Raw genomic sequence first — 14,709 nt, forward strand, 5'->3', positions numbered from 1 at the left:
GGGGAATCGGGTGACCTGCTCGTGGGAGGGGAGGTGGGGGAGGGGGGGGGGGAGAAGGACGCAGCCACGGGGGTGTTTCCCCCGGGGGGGGGGGGGTTTTCCCCCCCCCCCCCCCCCCCGCGCGTTGTGGGCGGCGCTTCCGCGCCCACACGGGCGGGGCGCAGGTCACAGCGCGCGGGCGTATGCCCACAAGGTGTTGGTAAAGGCATCGTGGGGGCAGGCGTAGCCTCGGGGCTATGAACTCGTACGGATCCTTTCCCGGCGCGCGGCCGCGGCGGCTGCGGACGACGCCCGCCATGCGCCGGATGGTGGCCGAGACGCGGCTGCACCCCGCCGACCTGATCCTTCCCGCGTTCGTGCGCGAGGGCATCACCGAGCCCGTGCCGATCCAGGCCATGCCCGGGGTCGTCCAGCACACGCGGGACACCCTGCGGAAGGCCGCCGTGGAGGCGCTCGAGGCCGGGGTCTCCGGAATCATGCTCTTCGGCGTGCCCGTGGACGAGAAGAAGGACGCCGCCGGGACCGCCGGCACCGACCCCGACGGCATCCTCCAGGTCGCCATCCGGGACATCCGCGCCGAGGTCGGCGACGAGCTCGTCATCATGTCCGACCTGTGCCTCGACGAGTTCACCGACCACGGCCACTGCGGCGTCCTCGACGCCGACGGCCGCGTCGACAACGACGCCACCCTGGAGCGCTACGCCGAGATGGCCCAGGTCCAGGCCGACGCCGGCGTCCACGTCGTCGGCCCCTCCGGAATGATGGACGGCCAGGTCGGCGTCGTCCGCGACGCCCTCGACACCATCGGCAAGGAGGACGTGTCGATCCTGGCCTACACGGCCAAGTACTCGTCCGCCTTCTACGGCCCCTTCCGCGAGGCCGTCGGCTCCTCCCTCAAGGGCGACCGCAAGACCTACCAGCAGGACCCCGCCAACCTCCGCGAGTCCCTGCGCGAGGTGGCCCTCGACCTGGAGGAGGGCGCCGACATGGTCATGGTCAAGCCCGCGGGGCCCTACCTCGACGTGCTCGCCAAGGTCGCCGCGTCCGTCGACGTCCCCGTCGCCGCGTACCAGATCAGCGGCGAGTACTCCATGGTCGAGGCCGCCGCCGAGAAGGGCTGGATCGACCGCGAGAAGGCAATCCTGGAGACCCTCACCGGCATCCGCCGCGCCGGCGGGCAGATGATCCTCACCTACTGGGCGACCGAGGCCGCGCAGTGGCTGTCCGCCGGACGCCGCTAGCCGCGACCTAGTCCCACCAGAACGTCCACACAGGGGCGTCAAGCAGGGCCTTGCGGGCGTACTCGCGCAGGCTCGCGTGGCGCCCCTGCGTGATGTTGTCCGGGCAGAACGCGAAGTGCTCCGCCGCCACCGCCTCGGCCTCCTCCGGAGTCCGGGGCGGTGCCGCCACCGACACCACCAGCTGGTCGAAGGTGAGCGCGACGACCCGGGCGCCGAAGCGGTCCTCCCAGGAACGCAGCACCGCGCACAGCCGAGCCACGTCGTTCTCGTGGTTCAACGGCCCGCTCCAGCCGATCACCGCCGGTATGTCCGCGCTGCGCCGGGCCGGGACCAGCGCCGGCCGGGCGTCCGCCAGCCAGAAACCCGGCTCCGTCAGCATCTCCGCGACCGTCGCCGCCGCCCGGTCGGGATCCGCGCCCGACGGCTGCGCCGGAGCCAGCCCCGGCCAGCCGGCGTCGGGCGAGGCCTCGATCTCGTCCGCCGCGTAGTACCCCCAGAAGTCGGCGAGGACCTCCTCGGCGTCGTGATCCGCCGGATCGCTCATCCGCTCCGGCATCAGGTCCCACCGGTCCAGCCCCCACTCGCCGCCCAGCAGCACCGGCAGCAGCCCCGCCGTCCGCGCCGCCGGACGCAGCGCCGCCCACGCGGCCGGTCCCGCCGGGCCGTGTCCCGACCACAGGTACGGGGAGTCCGCCGGGCCCGTCAGGGCGCCGGGCGGCAGGTCGAGGCCGAGGGAGCGGCCGGTCGGATCGGATACGAGCTTGGGCAGCTGGTTCGGGATCATCGCCATGATCAGAACGTACGGGGAGCCACTGACAACGAGTGGTGGGGCGGCAGTGGGCGGCGCACCCTGGAGAGGTAGCCGACAGGTCCTCGGTGGAGGTGGTCCTCATGATGCACACGCTTGTCGGATGGCATGTGGAGATGGAGTTCAAGGAGGAGGGTGACCGGACGCGGGCCGCGGCCATGGTCCGGCTCACCGACGGCACCGAGTTCCGGGCCCACGGCACCGCGAACCGGCACCCCTCCGATCCGGACCAGCTGCGCGTGGGCGAGGAGATCGCGGGCGCACGGGCCCTCATGGACCTCGCCTCGCAGCTGCTCCAGAAGGCCCACAAGGAGATCGACGAGGTGTCCGGCCGGACCTCGCGCGCCATCCGCTGACGACGAAGCCCCCGATACGACATCTCCGTACCGGGGGCTTCGCTTCCAGAAGTGTCAGAGGCGGCAGAGACGCCTCAGGGGTGTCAGAGACGCTCGGGCGTCCGGATGCCGAGCAGCGCCATGCCCTGGTGCAGCGTGCGGGCGGTCAGCTCGCACAGGAACAGACGGTTCTCGACCTGCTCCGGGGTGTCCGCCTTCAGGACCGGGCACTCCGAGTAGAACGTCGTGTAGTGCGAGGCCAGCTGGTACAGGTACGCCGCCAGCTTGTGCGGCGCGTACTCCACGGCCGTCTCCGCGATCAGCTCGCCGAAACCGTCCAGGTGCAGACCGAGCGCACGCTCCGAGGCCGCCAGACCCAGCTCCCGGTGCGCGACCGGCTTCGCGTCGCCCGCCTTCCGCAGGATCGACTGGATACGCGCGTACGCGTACTGCAGGTACACCGAGGTGTCGCCGTTCAGCGAGACCATCTGGTCCAGGTCGAACTTGTAGTCACGGGCCGCCGACGTCGACAGGTCCGCGTACTTCACCGCGCCGATGCCCACCTGCGCACCACGCTCGGCGATCTCCGCCTCCGTGAGGTCCTGGGCCTTCTCGCGGACCACGGCCGACGCCCGGTCGATCGCCTCGTCCAGCAGATCCACCAGCCGCACCGTCTCGCCCTCACGGGTCTTGAACGGCTTGCCGTCCTTGCCCAGGACCGTGCCGAAGGCCAGCTGGACGGCCTTCACCTCGTCGTTCAGCCAGCCCGCCCGGCGGGCCGTCTCGAAGACCATCTTGAAGTGCAGCGACTGGCGGGCGTCCACCACGTACAGCAGCGACGTCGCCTTGAGGTTCCGCACCCGGTCCCGGATCGCCGACAGGTCCGTCGCCGCGTAACCGAAGCCGCCGTCGGACTTCTGCACGATCAGCGGCACCGGGTTGCCGTCCGGGCCCTTCACGTCGTCGAAGAAGACGCACAGCGCGCCCTCGGAGCGGACCGCGACGCCCGACTCCTCCAGGATGCGGCAGGTCTCCGCCAGCATGTCGTTGTAGCCGGACTCGCCGACGACGTCGCCGTCCTGGATGTCCATGTCCAGCTTGTCGAAGACCGAGTAGAAGTAGATCTTCGACTCGTCGACGAACCGCTGCCAGAGCGCCAGGGTCTCCTCGTCGCCGGCCTGGAGGTCCACCACCCGGGCCCGGGCCCGCGTCTTGAACTCCTCGTCGGCGTCGAACAGCGCACGCGAGGCCTTGTACAGCCGGTTCAGGTTCGACATGGCCTCCTCGCCGGAGACCTCCGCCTCCGACGAGTGGTCCAGCTCGTGCGGGTGCTCGATCAGGTACTGGATGAGCATGCCGAACTGGGTGCCCCAGTCGCCGATGTGGTGACGCCGGACCACCGTCTCGCCGGTGAACTCCAGGATCTCGACCATCGCCGCGCCGATCACCGCGGACCGCAGGTGGCCGACGTGCATCTCCTTCGCCACGTTCGGCTGGGCGTAGTCGATGACCGTCGTGCCCGCCGACTCGTTGAACGGCACGCCCAGACGCGCGTCCGCCGCACGGGCCGCGAGGGTGTCGATGATCGCCGAGTCGGTCACCGTGATGTTCAGGAAGCCGGGGCCCGAGACCTCGATCTCCTTGAGGACGTCATTGGCCGGGATCGCCTCGACGACCTTCGTCGCCAGCTCACGCGGATTGCCCTTGAGCTGCTTGGCCAGCGCCAGGATGCCGTTGGCCTGGAAGTCGGCCCGGTCGCTTCGTCGCAGCAGCGGGTCGGCGGACGCGGCGTCCGGCAGAGCCGCCGAGAGGCCGTCCGCGAGGCGCTGCTGCACGGTCGAAGCGAGGGAAGGGACCGAGGCCATGAGCTTCCGTTCCTGTTGAGTCCGTCAGGTCTAATTCGCTTGTCAAGTGTCCCATGGGAGCGCAACGTGATTTCCCCGCCTGTGGACAACCTCGGAGAGTGTCGCTCCGTCTGGGAGAATGGCTCACGTAGGGCCTTCAGGCAGAACCCCTCAGGAAGAAGGACGTACCGACCGTGGCTCAGAGCAGCACCGAGACCGACTGGGTCTCCCGTTTCGCGGACGAGGTCATCGCCGAGTCGGAGCGACGTGCGCCTGGCAAACCGGTGGTCGTCGCCTCCGGCCTCTCCCCCTCCGGCCCGATCCACCTCGGCAACCTCCGCGAGGTCATGACCCCGCACCTGGTCGCCGACGAGGTCCGCCGCCGCGGGTACGAGGTCCGGCACCTCATCTCCTGGGACGACTACGACCGCTACCGCAAGGTCCCCAACGGCATCGAGGGCATCGACGCCTCCTGGGCCGAGCACATCGGCAAGCCGCTGACCTCCGTCCCGGCCCCCGCCGGCTCGCCCCACCCCAACTGGGCCGAGCACTTCAAGGCCGCCATGGTCGAGTCCCTGGCCGAGCTCGGCGTCGAGTACGACCCGATCAGCCAGACCGAGCAGTACACCGCGGGCACCTACCGCGAGCAGATCCTGCACGCCATGAAGCACCGCGGCGACATCGACGCCATCCTCGACCAGTACCGGACGAAGAAGGCGCCGAAGAAGCAGTCCCAGAAGCCCCTCGACGAGGCCGAGCTGGAGGCCGAGGAGGGCTCCGGCGCCGCCGCCGAGGACGACGGCTCCAGCGGCGCCTCCGGCTACTTCCCGTACAAGCCCTACTGCGGCCAGTGCGAGAAGGACCTCACCACCGTCACCTCCTACGACGACGACACCACCGAGCTCGCCTACACCTGCACGAACTGCGGCTTCTCCGAGACCGTCAAGCTCAGCGAGTTCAACCGCGGCAAGCTCGTGTGGAAGGTCGACTGGCCCATGCGCTGGGCCTACGAGGGCGTCATCTTCGAGCCCTCCGGCGTCGACCACTCCTCGCCCGGCTCCTCCTTCCAGGTCGGCGGGCAGATCGTCGGCATCTTCGACGGCGTCCAGCCCATCGGCCCCATGTACGCCTTCGTCGGCATCAGCGGCATGGCCAAGATGTCCTCCTCCCGCGGCGGCGTGCCCACCGCGGCGGACGCGCTGAAGATCATGGAGCCCCAGCTCCTGCGCTGGCTCTACGCCCGCCGCCGGCCCAACCAGTCCTTCAAGATCGCCTTCGACCAGGAGATCCAGCGGCTCTACGACGAGTGGGACAAGCTGGAGGCCAAGGTCGCCGACGGCTCCGCCCTGCCCGCCGACGCCGCCGCCCACTCCCGCGCCGCCCGCACGGCCGTCGGCGAGCTGCCGCGCACCCCGCGCCCCCTGCCGTACCGCACCCTCGCCTCCGTCATGGACATCACCGCCGGCCATGACGAGCAGACCCTGCGGATCCTCACCGAACTCGACCCCGAGAACCCGGTGACCTCCCTCGACGAGGTCCGGCCGCGCCTCGACCGCGCCGAGAACTGGATCACCAACCAGGTCCCGGCCGACCAGCGCACCATCGTCCGCGAGGAGCCCGACACCGAGCTCCTCGGCACCCTCGACGACCAGGGCCGCGAGTCGCTCCGCCGACTCCTGGAGGGCCTCGACACCCACTGGTCGCTCGACGGACTCACCACCCTCGTCTACGGCGTCCCGAAGGTCATGGCCGGACTCGACCCCGAGGCCAAGCCGACGCCCGAGCTGAAGCTCGCCCAGCGCGCCTTCTTCGCCCTGCTCTACAAGCTCCTCGTCAGCCGCGAGACCGGCCCGCGCCTGCCGACGCTGCTGCTCGCGGTCGGCGCCGACCGGGTGCGGAAGCTGCTCGGAGCCTGACCTGACGCGTGAGGGCCGCCACCCGGATCCGGGTGGTGGCCCTCACGCGTACGACGACTCTCTTACGGGGTGTCCACGTCGGCCCTCGCCCGCTGGACCCGCTCCTGCGCACCCGGCACCGCCTGCCGCAGCAGATCGATCTCGTTCGGCGGGAACTCCGGAAGCCCGTACTGCTCGGCCACCAGACGCGCCAGCTCGGCCTCGGCCGGGAACTGCTCGTGCTCCAGCACGTACGACCCCATGACCTTGTAGACGACGTCCTCGAAGTCGTCGACCTGCTGCTCCGGCTGCTCCGGCTGCTCCGGCTGCTCCACGTACTCCGGGTACTCCACGAACTCCTCCGGACCCGCCGGCGGCACATCCTCCGGTCCCTGCGGAACCGGGACCGGCATGGGCTCCAGGCCCTCCACGATCTGCGGGTTGTACGTGCCCTCGTACGACTGCGGGGAGACCTGCGGAGCGTCGAACCACGGGCTCTCGTGATTCACCGGCCCCACCGGGTCCTGCGCAGGGTTCGACTCCTGACCCTGCGCAGGAACCGGCACCGGGACCTGCCCCGGGACCTGCGCCTGGACCGGCACCGGAAGCGCCGCCGGCTGCTGCGGCTCCACCAGCGCGACCGGCCGCGACACCTCCGGAACCGGAGGGAGTACCACCGGCTCGATGCCCGCCGCCGCCAGACCCTCCTGCGCCGTCTCCGCCAGCGGCACCCCGTACCGCGCGAGACGCAGCGGCATCAGCGCCTCCACCGGAGCCTTGCGCCGCCACGCCCGCCCGAAACGCGCCTGCAGCCGCGCCTGGTAGACCAGCCGCTCCTGCTCCAGCTTGATGACCTGCTCGTACGAGCGGAGCTCCCACAGCTTCATCCGCCGCCACAACCGGAACGTCGGCACCGGCGACAGCAGCCAGCGGGTGATCCGGACGCCCTCCATGTGCTTGTCGGCCGTGATGTCCGCGATCCGGCCCACCGCGTGCCGCGCGGCCTCCACCGACACCACGAACAGCACGGGGATCACCGCGTGCATCCCCACACCCAGCGGGTCCGGCCAGGCCGCCGCGCCGTTGAAGGCGATCGTCGCGGCCGTCAGCACCCAGGCCGTCTGACGCAGCAGCGGGAACGGGATCCGCAGCCAGGTCAGCAGCAGATCCAGCGCGAGCAGCACACAGATGCCCGCGTCGATGCCGATCGGGAAGAAGTACGAGAAGGTGCCGAAGCCCTTCTGCAGGGCGAGCTCGCGCACGGCGGCGTACGAACCCGCGAAACCGATACCCGCGATGATCAGCGCACCGCCGATGACGAGGCCGATGAGTATTCGGTGTGTGCGTGTCAGCTGCATCGCGGCCACCCGCGAACCCTCCCGTCAATCGACATCCAGCGCGCACAGAGTGGCACATGTGAGCGAAGCCCGGCCCTCTGGGGAGGGACGGGCTCCACGCGAATGTGGCACTCTGCGCTGGTTTGTGACTACTTGTTGGCTGCGGCGACCGCTGCCACGGCCTCCTTGACCGCCGTCCCCGCACCGTTCGTGATCGTCTTCTCCGACGGGGTCTCGGCACCCGCGTAACCGGCACCGTTGTACGACAGCAGGACCAGCACATTGCCCGTACGCACCAGGACCGACGTGTACTGGAAGTCCTCGTCCGTCTTGCGCAGCTGGTACGTGACCGTCTTCGCCTCGTCCCCGATGCCCGTCGCGGTGACCGTCTTCAGCTTCTTCGCGCCCGGCGTCTCCTGGACCTTCGCCAGCTCCTTCGCCAGGTTCTCCTGCGCACGCTCCTGACCGCTGCCGAGCACCGCGTCGGAGTCGTACCGGTAGAAGGACACGTCCAGCCAGCGGTACTGCGAGCCCTTCACGCCCTTGTCGTCGAGCCCGTTCCACGAGCAGCCACCACGACTGGCCAGATCACTCGAGGCCGCCGGCGTGCCGCCCTTCGTCTTCGCCTTCGGCACCAGCGACGCCGTCGTCTTCGCCGAGATCGCCTTGCAGACCTGCGGAAGCTTCGCGAACTTCGCCGGCTCGACCGTCTTCGTCGACTGCTTCGGCGACGGCGTCACGGACGCCGACGCCGACGACTGACCCTGGCCCTGCCCCTCCCCCTGTGGCTTGCCGGAGTCCCCGGAATCCGAGGAGGAGCACCCCGCGGCGACGAGCATCACCGGGACGGCGGCGCAGGCGAGTATGCGGGAGAGACGCGTTCGCGGAGCTGATCGCTGCATGGTTCCTTCAGTCGCTTGTCGTACGGTCCGGCCGGTGACCCGCCGGCCGGAGCCGCGGGCCCGGCCATGGCCACTGCCACGGGTACGCCGACACGTTACGTGGTCGCCGTCCGCTCACGGATCGCAGCCGAACGGCTACTCCTCCAGCCGCTCGGCGAGCAGCCGGGCCAGATTCCGGGCCTTTTCCTGCAGTTCCGCGCTGTCCGGGGCCTCCGCGGAACCCGTGGTCTGCTCCCGGTACGAGATCGTCACGATCACGTTCGATGTGCGGAAGACCACGCTGACGGCACGCTGATGACTGTTCGCCCCCGCCGTACTGAGGACGTCGTCGACGAACGCGATGTCCCCGAGTCCCTCGAGGACGCGCGGCTCCAGACCGGTCGCCGACTCCGTGGCACCCGGATCGGCGGGACCGCCCGTCGGCGCCTTGCCCGGCGGAACCGTGGCGGTGGCGGAGGTGGTCGGGCCGCCCGTGGGGGTCGCCGTCGCCGTTGCCGTTGCCGTCGGGCTCGGCGGAGCCGTCGGCGGCACCGGGATGCCCGCCGCGAGCTGCTTGCGGACGTACACCTCCTGCGCCCGGTCGTCGTCACTGACCACCGCGTCGTACGACACCACCCGCTCGATGTCGAGGGACAGCCGGTGCGAGGTGTCCGGGGTGTCGGCCTTCCACGTGCAGCCGACCCGCCGGTCCGTGTCGTACGTGACCGCAGCGACGCCCCGGTACGCCTTGTCGCGCTCGGCGTCGGGCAGCGCGGCCGCGCCCGGGAGCAGGTCCTTGAGGGTGGCCTGCGGGACGGCGCCGCAGGGCTCGAAGAGGGTGCGGTAGCGGCCGGGGGGTGCGACGGGGGCGGCGGCCTGGCCGGCCTTGGCGTCGACGGCGACGTCGTCCGCGGGGGTCCCTGCGGAGCACGCGGTGAGGCCGATCCCCAGGCCGAGGCCGAGTGCGAGGACGACGGCGGTGCGAGCCGCGGACCCGGTGCGGCCGGGTGCGTACCTCTTTCGCTGCACGGTCCCAGGCTCCCTTCACCCGAAAGTCTTTCCCGAAAACTGTTTGCCGCGCGAACCCGGCCGATGGACACAATGTCTATCGCACACGCAGCTGTTGATGCCGGTCCGCTGTCACCTGTACGGGCTTTGGCTCCAGTTTTTGCGTTATCAGACTTTTCGGGGGAATCGAGGAAGTATGTCGTACGTAGAGGTACCGGGCGCGAAAGTACCGATCAGGATGTGGGCCGACCCCGCGTCGGTCGAGGGCGGCGCCATGCAGCAGCTGCAGAACGTGGCGACGCTGCCGTGGATCAAGGGCCTGGCCGTGATGCCGGACGTGCATTACGGCAAGGGCGCGACGGTCGGTTCGGTGATCGCGATGCAGGGTGCGGTCTGTCCGGCGGCGGTCGGCGTCGACATCGGCTGCGGCATGTCGGCGGTCAAGACGTCCCTGACGGCGAACGACCTGCCGGGCGACCTGTCCCGCCTGCGGTCGAAGATCGAGCAGGCGATCCCGGTGGGGCGCGGGATGCATCGGGAGATGGTGGAGCCGAAGAGGCTGTACCAGTTCCCGACGGCGGGGTGGGACGACTTCTGGTCGCGGTTCGACGGTGTCGCGGACGCGGTGAAGTTCCGGCGGGAGCGGGCGGTTCTGCAGATGGGGACCCTCGGATCCGGCAACCACTTTGTTGAATTTTGTATCGATGAGTCCGGGTCGGTGTGGCTCATGCTGCACTCCGGGTCCCGGAACATCGGCAAGGAGCTCGCCGAGCACCACATCGGCCAGGCGCAGAAGCTTCCGCACAACCAGGGCCTCGTCGACCGGGACCTGGCGGTCTTCGTCGCGGACACTCCGCAGATGGCCGACTACCGGCACGACCTGTTCTGGGCGCAGGAGTACGCGAAGTACAACCGCGCGATCATGATGGCGCTCTTCCAGGAGGTCATCCGGAGGGAGTTCCGCAAGGCCAGGGTGACCTTCGATCCGGTGATCTCCTGCCACCACAACTACGTGGCGGAGGAGCAGTACGAGGGCATGGACCTGCTGGTCACGCGGAAGGGCGCGATCCGGGCCGGCTCCGGGGAGTTCGGGATCATCCCGGGCTCGATGGGCACGGGCTCGTACATCGTGAAGGGTCTGGGGAACGCGGCGTCGTTCAACTCCGCCTCGCACGGCGCCGGCCGGAAGATGAGCCGGAGCGCGGCGAAGCGGCGCTTCTCGACGCGGGACCTGGAGGAGCAGACGCGGGGCGTGGAGTGCCGCAAGGACTCCGGTGTCGTCGACGAGATCCCGGGCGCCTACAAGTCGATCGAGAAGGTCATCGACCAGCAGCGGGACCTGGTGGAGGTCGTCGCCAAGCTGAAGCAGGTCATCTGCGTGAAGGGCTGAGGGGTTCCCTTCGGGCTGAGGGTTCCCTTCGGGGTGAGGGTTCCCTTCGGGGTGAGAGGGGCCGGTGCGATGCGCCGGCCCCTCTCACGCGTCCGCGGGTCCGGGTTCTACAGCTCGCGGTGGACCTTCGTGTTGGAGGCCTGGGCTCGGGGGCGGACGACCAGGAGGTCGATGTTGACGTGCGGGGGGCGGGTGCAGGCCCAGGTGATGGTGTCCGCCACGTCGTCCGCGGTGAGGGGTTCGGCGACGCCCGCGTAGACCTTGGCCGCCTTGTCGGTGTCCCCGCGGAAGCGGGTCGTGGCGAACTCGTCGGTCTTGACCATGCCGGGGGCGATCTCGATGACGCGGACGGGGGTGCCGACGATCTCCAGGCGGAGGGTCTCGGCGAGGACGCGGGCGCCGTTCTTCGCCGCGACGTAGCCCGCGCCGCCCTCGTAGGTGGAGTGGCCGGCGGTGGAGGAGAGGACGACCACCGTGCCGTCGCCGCTCGCGGTGAGGGCGGGGAGCAGAGCCTGGGTCATGTGGAGGGTGCCGAGGACGTTGACCTCGTACATCCGGCGCCAGTCCTCGGGGTCGGCGGTGGCGACGGGGTCGGCGCCGAGGGCGCCGCCGGCGTTGTTGACGAGGACGGCGAGGCTGCGGAAGGCGGTGGCGAACTCGTCGACGGCGGCGCGGTCGGTGACGTCGAGGGCGTAGGCCGTGGCCTGGTGGCCGGCTTCGTTGATCTCGGCGGCGAGGGCCTCGATGCGGTCCTTGCGGCGGGCGGTGAGGACCACGCGGTAGCCGGCGGCGGCCAGCTGGCGGGCGGTGGCGGCGCCGATTCCGCTGCTTGCTCCGGTGATGACGGCGATGGGGGTACCGGGGGCGGACATGGCGTGCTCCTCGCGCAGGTGGTCGGTGACGTCGATCGCCCGGTCAGGATAGGTGGGAGTGTCCGTCAGCGGCCTCGTGGGGCGTACATGATCACGGCCATGCCGGCGAGGCAGATCAGGGCGCCGGTGACGTCCCAGCGGTCGGGGCGGTAGCCGTCGGCGGCCATGCCCCAGGCGAGGGAGCCGGCGACGAACACTCCGCCGTAGGCGGCGAGGACGCGGCCGAACTCGGCGTCGGGCTGGAGGGTGGCGACGAAGCCGTAGACGCCGAGGGCGATGACTCCCGCGCCGATCCAGATCCAGCCGCGGTGCTCCCGTACGCCTTGCCAGACGAGCCAGGCGCCGCCGATCTCGAACAGGGCGGCGAGGACGAACAGGGCGGTGGAGCGGGCGATCAGCATGGGGGCAGGGTGTCATGCCGGGGGACACGCGGGCTGATGAGTTGTCAGAATATGTGACCAGTCGTCGGTATTTTGGGGTTATGCGTGGATTGCGGAAGGGTTTGGTCGGGGTTGTTCTCGCGGCCGTGACGGTGGTGGGTGCGGGCGGCGGCGCCGGTGCCGTGGGGCCGGTGGGCGGGGTCGAGGCGGATCTGTCCCATCACGGGCACGTCTCCCTCTGGGAAGGGAGGGTCGGTGTCTGGCTCGTCAGCGAGAACCACGGGCCTTCCGACATCTCCCAGGCGACGGTCAGGATCGCCTTCTCCGAGCCGATGGCGGGTGGCGAGGAGCTGCCGCCGGCCTGTCTGTGGAGCAGTGACCGGGTGGTGTCCTGCCGGACGGGCGCGCTCAGGGCCGCGGGGGGTACCGGCGAGCTGGCGCTCGACCTGCGGACCGCGGCCCTTCCGGAGGAGCTGACGGTCGAGGTCACGACGGCCTGGAGGGACGGGGTGGCGGACCGGAATCCGCTGAACGATCGCCATCGTGTTCTCGTGCTCGCCACCGGGGATCCTTACGTCTTCTGAGCCGGGGCCTTCGTTCAGTTGCTCGTCCAGTGGACGTAGCCGTCCGGGCGGATCAGTACGGCGGTCTTCTTCGTCGGGTCCGTCCACGTGGCCCGGACGAGGTGCTTCGGGGTGACGGGGGCGGTGGCCGGGAGGGCCGGGGTCGCGCCCTCCGGGGCGATCAGGACGAACTCGCCCTGGCGGAGCAGCTCGTAGAGCCGGCCTTCCCTCAGGTGGGCGTCGGGTGCGCGGCGGCCCGAGGGGCGGCCGCTGCCGGGCGTGGGGGCGTAGGAGATGCCGATGCCGCTGAGCATGCCCACGGCGCGGGCCGAGGCGGGCCGGATCGCGCCCAGGAGGCGGACGGCGAGGGTGCGGGCGGCGCGGGTGAGCGGGGTGTGGGCCATCGCGAGGCGGACGATCGCGCCGCTGCTGCGGAGCACCATGGTGCCGACGGGGTGGCGCTCGGACTGGTAGCTGTCGAGGAGGGCCTCGGGGTCGGGGGCCTCGCCGCGGAGTACGGCGGTGAGCTTCCAGGAGAGGTTGGCGGCGTCCTGGAGGCCGGTGTTCATGCCCTGGCCGCCGGCGGGGGAGTGGACGTGGGCGGCGTCTCCGGCGAGGAACGCGCGTCCGACGCGGTAGGCGGGGGCCTGGCGCTCGTCGCTGTGGAAGCGGGAGAGCCAGCGGGCGTCGTGCATGCCGTGGTCCGTGCCGAGGGCCTTGCGGGCGATCTCGCGGACCTCTTCGAGGTCGAGGGGCTCGGTGTCGTCGACCTGACGGGTGCGGGTCCAGCCCATGACCCGGTACCAGCCGTCGCCGAAGGGGGCGATGAAGGCGAAGGTGTCTCCGGCGCCGGCGACGCTGAAGGAGTCGGTGGGTGCGTCGGTCAGGCGGACGTCGGCGAGGACGATGGAGCGGATCACGGACCGGCCGGGGAACGGCAGGCCGAGGGTGGTGCGGACGGAGCTGCGGTGGCCGTCCGTGCCGACCAGGTAGCGGGCGCGGAGCGTGAGCGGGGTGCCGTCGGGGTCGGTGAGTTCGGCGGTGACGCTGTCGGCGTCCTGGCGCAGTCCGCGCAGCTCCGTCCCGTACCGGAAGGTGACGCCCGCGTCGACCGCGCGGCGCTCCAGGAGGCGCTCGACCTCGTACTGCGGGGTGACGAGCAGGTGGTTGAAGCGGGTGGGCAGCCGGGTCATGTCCATGTCGAGGCGGCCGAAGAGCCGTGCGCTGGTCAGGGTGGTTCCGGTGGCGAGGAGCTCGTCCGCGAGGCCGCGGGCGTCGAGCTGCTCCATGGTGCGGGCGTGGACGCCGAAGGCGCGGGTCATGTTGCCCAGGCCGTGCGGTCGGCGCTCGACGAGGGTGACGTCTATGCCGGCGGCGGCGAGGTCGCCGGCGAGCAGGAGGCCGGTGGGGCCCGCGCCGATGACGAGTACGTCCGTGTCCGTGGTGCTGTTGGTGCTCATGGCTGCCTCCAGGGTGCCCACGAGTGTTTGCCAACGAATGTTGGTCAACAGGTGTTGGTCAACGCTTGTTGGCAACGGTAGGGCGGTCCGAATGGCGTGTCAACACCCGTTGGCCTACAGTTGTTGGTATGAAGACCGTCCGCCGCTCCGACGCCACCCGGGCCGCCATCCTGGAGGCCGCCCGCGAGCGCTTCGCCTCCGACGGATACGAGCGCGCCACCATCCGGGCCATCGCCCGCGACGCCGGGATCGACCCGTCGATGGTCATGCGCTACTACGGCAGCAAGCAGGGGCTGTTCGCCGCCGCCTCCGCCATCGAGATCGGCATGCCCGAGCTGGGCGCCCTGCCCGCGCAGCACGTCGGGGTCGCCCTCGTCACCCACTTCCTGGAGCGCTGGGAGAGCGACGAGGCCCTCACCGCGATGCTGCGGGTGGGCGTCACCAACGAGGTCGGTGCCGCGCGCGTGCACGAGATCTTCGCCGCGCAGCTCGGCCCGGTCACCCGGGGCGTCTGCCCCGACCCGGCGGACGCGCCCCGCCGTGCGGCGCTCGTCGCGTCCCAGATCCTCGGCATGGCGCTCGTCCGCTACGTGCTGCGGATTCCGCCCGCCGTCGAGATGTCCGGCGAGGAGATCGTGGCCTGGCTCGCGCCCACCGTGCAGCGCTATCTCACCGCCGAGGCGCCCTGAGCCGCC

General features: G+C 70.7%; 14 protein-coding genes. 6 read left to right on the top strand and 8 right to left on the bottom strand.

Going from position 1 to position 14,709, the window contains the following annotated elements; genetic code table 11:
* The first annotated feature begins 236 nt into the window (after nucleotides 1-236).
* Nucleotides 237-1,241 (top strand): porphobilinogen synthase, encoded by a 1,005-nt coding sequence (gene hemB, locus ACZ7HT_RS14900; protein ID WP_471164880.1) that lies wholly within the window; start codon nucleotides 237-239, stop codon nucleotides 1,239-1,241.
* 7 nt (nucleotides 1,242-1,248) lie between these two features.
* On the opposite strand, the gene ACZ7HT_RS14905 is transcribed toward hemB, so the two are convergent.
* The gene (locus ACZ7HT_RS14905; RefSeq protein ID WP_471164883.1) at nucleotides 1,249-2,031 is read right to left on the bottom strand and encodes a DUF4253 domain-containing protein; all 783 of its coding nucleotides are present in this window, start codon (nucleotides 2,029-2,031) and stop codon (nucleotides 1,249-1,251) included.
* 104 nt (nucleotides 2,032-2,135) lie between these two features.
* Between ACZ7HT_RS14905 and ACZ7HT_RS14910 the strand changes: the two genes are divergently transcribed.
* Entirely contained in the window at nucleotides 2,136-2,405 is a 270-nt protein-coding gene (locus ACZ7HT_RS14910) for a DUF1876 domain-containing protein (protein ID WP_453516691.1), read from the top strand.
* 83 nt (nucleotides 2,406-2,488) lie between these two features.
* Here the strand turns inward: ACZ7HT_RS14910 and argS are convergent, their stop codons facing one another.
* Nucleotides 2,489-4,249, bottom strand: coding sequence for an arginine--tRNA ligase (gene argS / locus ACZ7HT_RS14915; RefSeq protein ID WP_471164886.1), 1,761 nt, complete (start codon nucleotides 4,247-4,249; stop codon nucleotides 2,489-2,491).
* 173 nt (nucleotides 4,250-4,422) lie between these two features.
* Here argS and lysS point away from each other — a divergent pair, with 173 nt between their 5' ends.
* A complete protein-coding gene (gene lysS / locus ACZ7HT_RS14920; RefSeq protein WP_471164889.1) occupies nucleotides 4,423-6,144 on the top strand; it encodes a lysine--tRNA ligase in 1,722 nt (573 codons plus the stop codon).
* Nucleotides 6,145-6,206: 62 nt separating this feature from the next.
* Here lysS and ACZ7HT_RS14925 read toward each other — a convergent pair whose 3' ends face one another.
* From ACZ7HT_RS14925 to ACZ7HT_RS14935, 3 genes are all read right to left on the bottom strand, one after another.
* Nucleotides 6,207-7,490 (bottom strand): DUF2637 domain-containing protein, encoded by a 1,284-nt coding sequence (locus ACZ7HT_RS14925; protein ID WP_471164892.1) that lies wholly within the window; start codon nucleotides 7,488-7,490, stop codon nucleotides 6,207-6,209.
* 119 nt (nucleotides 7,491-7,609) lie between these two features.
* Nucleotides 7,610-8,362: a DUF3558 domain-containing protein gene (locus ACZ7HT_RS14930; RefSeq protein ID WP_471164896.1), complete on the bottom strand. Its 753-nt coding sequence runs from the start codon at nucleotides 8,360-8,362 to the stop codon at nucleotides 7,610-7,612.
* A 135-nt stretch (nucleotides 8,363-8,497) separates the two neighbouring features.
* Nucleotides 8,498-9,370, bottom strand: a complete 873-nt coding sequence (locus ACZ7HT_RS14935) for a DUF3558 domain-containing protein (protein ID WP_471164899.1) — start codon at nucleotides 9,368-9,370, stop codon at nucleotides 8,498-8,500.
* A gap of 175 nt (nucleotides 9,371-9,545) precedes the next feature.
* On the opposite strand from ACZ7HT_RS14935, the gene ACZ7HT_RS14940 reads away from it, so the two are divergent.
* Nucleotides 9,546-10,739, top strand: coding sequence for an RtcB family protein (locus tag ACZ7HT_RS14940; protein WP_471164902.1), 1,194 nt, complete (start codon nucleotides 9,546-9,548; stop codon nucleotides 10,737-10,739).
* Nucleotides 10,740-10,846: 107 nt separating this feature from the next.
* Here the strand turns inward: ACZ7HT_RS14940 and ACZ7HT_RS14945 are convergent, their stop codons facing one another.
* The gene (locus ACZ7HT_RS14945) at nucleotides 10,847-11,611 is read right to left on the bottom strand and encodes an SDR family NAD(P)-dependent oxidoreductase (RefSeq protein ID WP_471164905.1); all 765 of its coding nucleotides are present in this window, start codon (nucleotides 11,609-11,611) and stop codon (nucleotides 10,847-10,849) included.
* Nucleotides 11,612-11,676: 65 nt separating this feature from the next.
* Nucleotides 11,677-12,012 carry a YnfA family protein gene (locus ACZ7HT_RS14950; protein ID WP_471164910.1) on the bottom strand — a complete coding sequence of 112 codons (336 nt, stop codon included), beginning with the start codon at nucleotides 12,010-12,012 and terminating at the stop codon, nucleotides 11,677-11,679.
* A gap of 80 nt (nucleotides 12,013-12,092) precedes the next feature.
* Here ACZ7HT_RS14950 and ACZ7HT_RS14955 point away from each other — a divergent pair, with 80 nt between their 5' ends.
* On the top strand, nucleotides 12,093-12,575 hold the full coding sequence (locus ACZ7HT_RS14955; RefSeq protein WP_471164912.1) for a hypothetical protein: 483 nt from the start codon (nucleotides 12,093-12,095) through the stop codon (nucleotides 12,573-12,575).
* 14 nt (nucleotides 12,576-12,589) lie between these two features.
* Here the strand turns inward: ACZ7HT_RS14955 and ACZ7HT_RS14960 are convergent, their stop codons facing one another.
* Nucleotides 12,590-14,014, bottom strand: coding sequence for an FAD-dependent oxidoreductase (locus tag ACZ7HT_RS14960; RefSeq protein ID WP_471164915.1), 1,425 nt, complete (start codon nucleotides 14,012-14,014; stop codon nucleotides 12,590-12,592).
* A gap of 128 nt (nucleotides 14,015-14,142) precedes the next feature.
* On the opposite strand from ACZ7HT_RS14960, the gene ACZ7HT_RS14965 reads away from it, so the two are divergent.
* On the top strand, nucleotides 14,143-14,703 hold the full coding sequence (locus ACZ7HT_RS14965; RefSeq protein ID WP_471164917.1) for a TetR/AcrR family transcriptional regulator: 561 nt from the start codon (nucleotides 14,143-14,145) through the stop codon (nucleotides 14,701-14,703).
* The last annotated feature ends 6 nt before the right edge of the window (nucleotides 14,704-14,709 follow it).

Source organism: Streptomyces sp. NPDC037410, from assembly GCF_055602235.1.

Coding starts and splice junctions, on each gene's coding strand:
- hemB (WP_471164880.1), top strand. CDS start 237: ATGAACTCGTACGGATCCTTTCCCGGCGCGCGGCCGCGGCGGCTGCGG.
- ACZ7HT_RS14905 (WP_471164883.1), bottom strand. CDS start 2,031: ATGGCGATGATCCCGAACCAGCTGCCCAAGCTCGTATCCGATCCGACC.
- ACZ7HT_RS14910 (WP_453516691.1), top strand. CDS start 2,136: ATGCACACGCTTGTCGGATGGCATGTGGAGATGGAGTTCAAGGAGGAG.
- argS (WP_471164886.1), bottom strand. CDS start 4,249: ATGGCCTCGGTCCCTTCCCTCGCTTCGACCGTGCAGCAGCGCCTCGCG.
- ACZ7HT_RS14930 (WP_471164896.1), bottom strand. CDS start 8,362: ATGCAGCGATCAGCTCCGCGAACGCGTCTCTCCCGCATACTCGCCTGC.
- ACZ7HT_RS14940 (WP_471164902.1), top strand. CDS start 9,546: ATGTCGTACGTAGAGGTACCGGGCGCGAAAGTACCGATCAGGATGTGG.
- ACZ7HT_RS14945 (WP_471164905.1), bottom strand. CDS start 11,611: ATGTCCGCCCCCGGTACCCCCATCGCCGTCATCACCGGAGCAAGCAGC.
- ACZ7HT_RS14950 (WP_471164910.1), bottom strand. CDS start 12,012: ATGCTGATCGCCCGCTCCACCGCCCTGTTCGTCCTCGCCGCCCTGTTC.
- ACZ7HT_RS14955 (WP_471164912.1), top strand. CDS start 12,093: ATGCGTGGATTGCGGAAGGGTTTGGTCGGGGTTGTTCTCGCGGCCGTG.
- ACZ7HT_RS14960 (WP_471164915.1), bottom strand. CDS start 14,014: ATGAGCACCAACAGCACCACGGACACGGACGTACTCGTCATCGGCGCG.
- ACZ7HT_RS14965 (WP_471164917.1), top strand. CDS start 14,143: ATGAAGACCGTCCGCCGCTCCGACGCCACCCGGGCCGCCATCCTGGAG.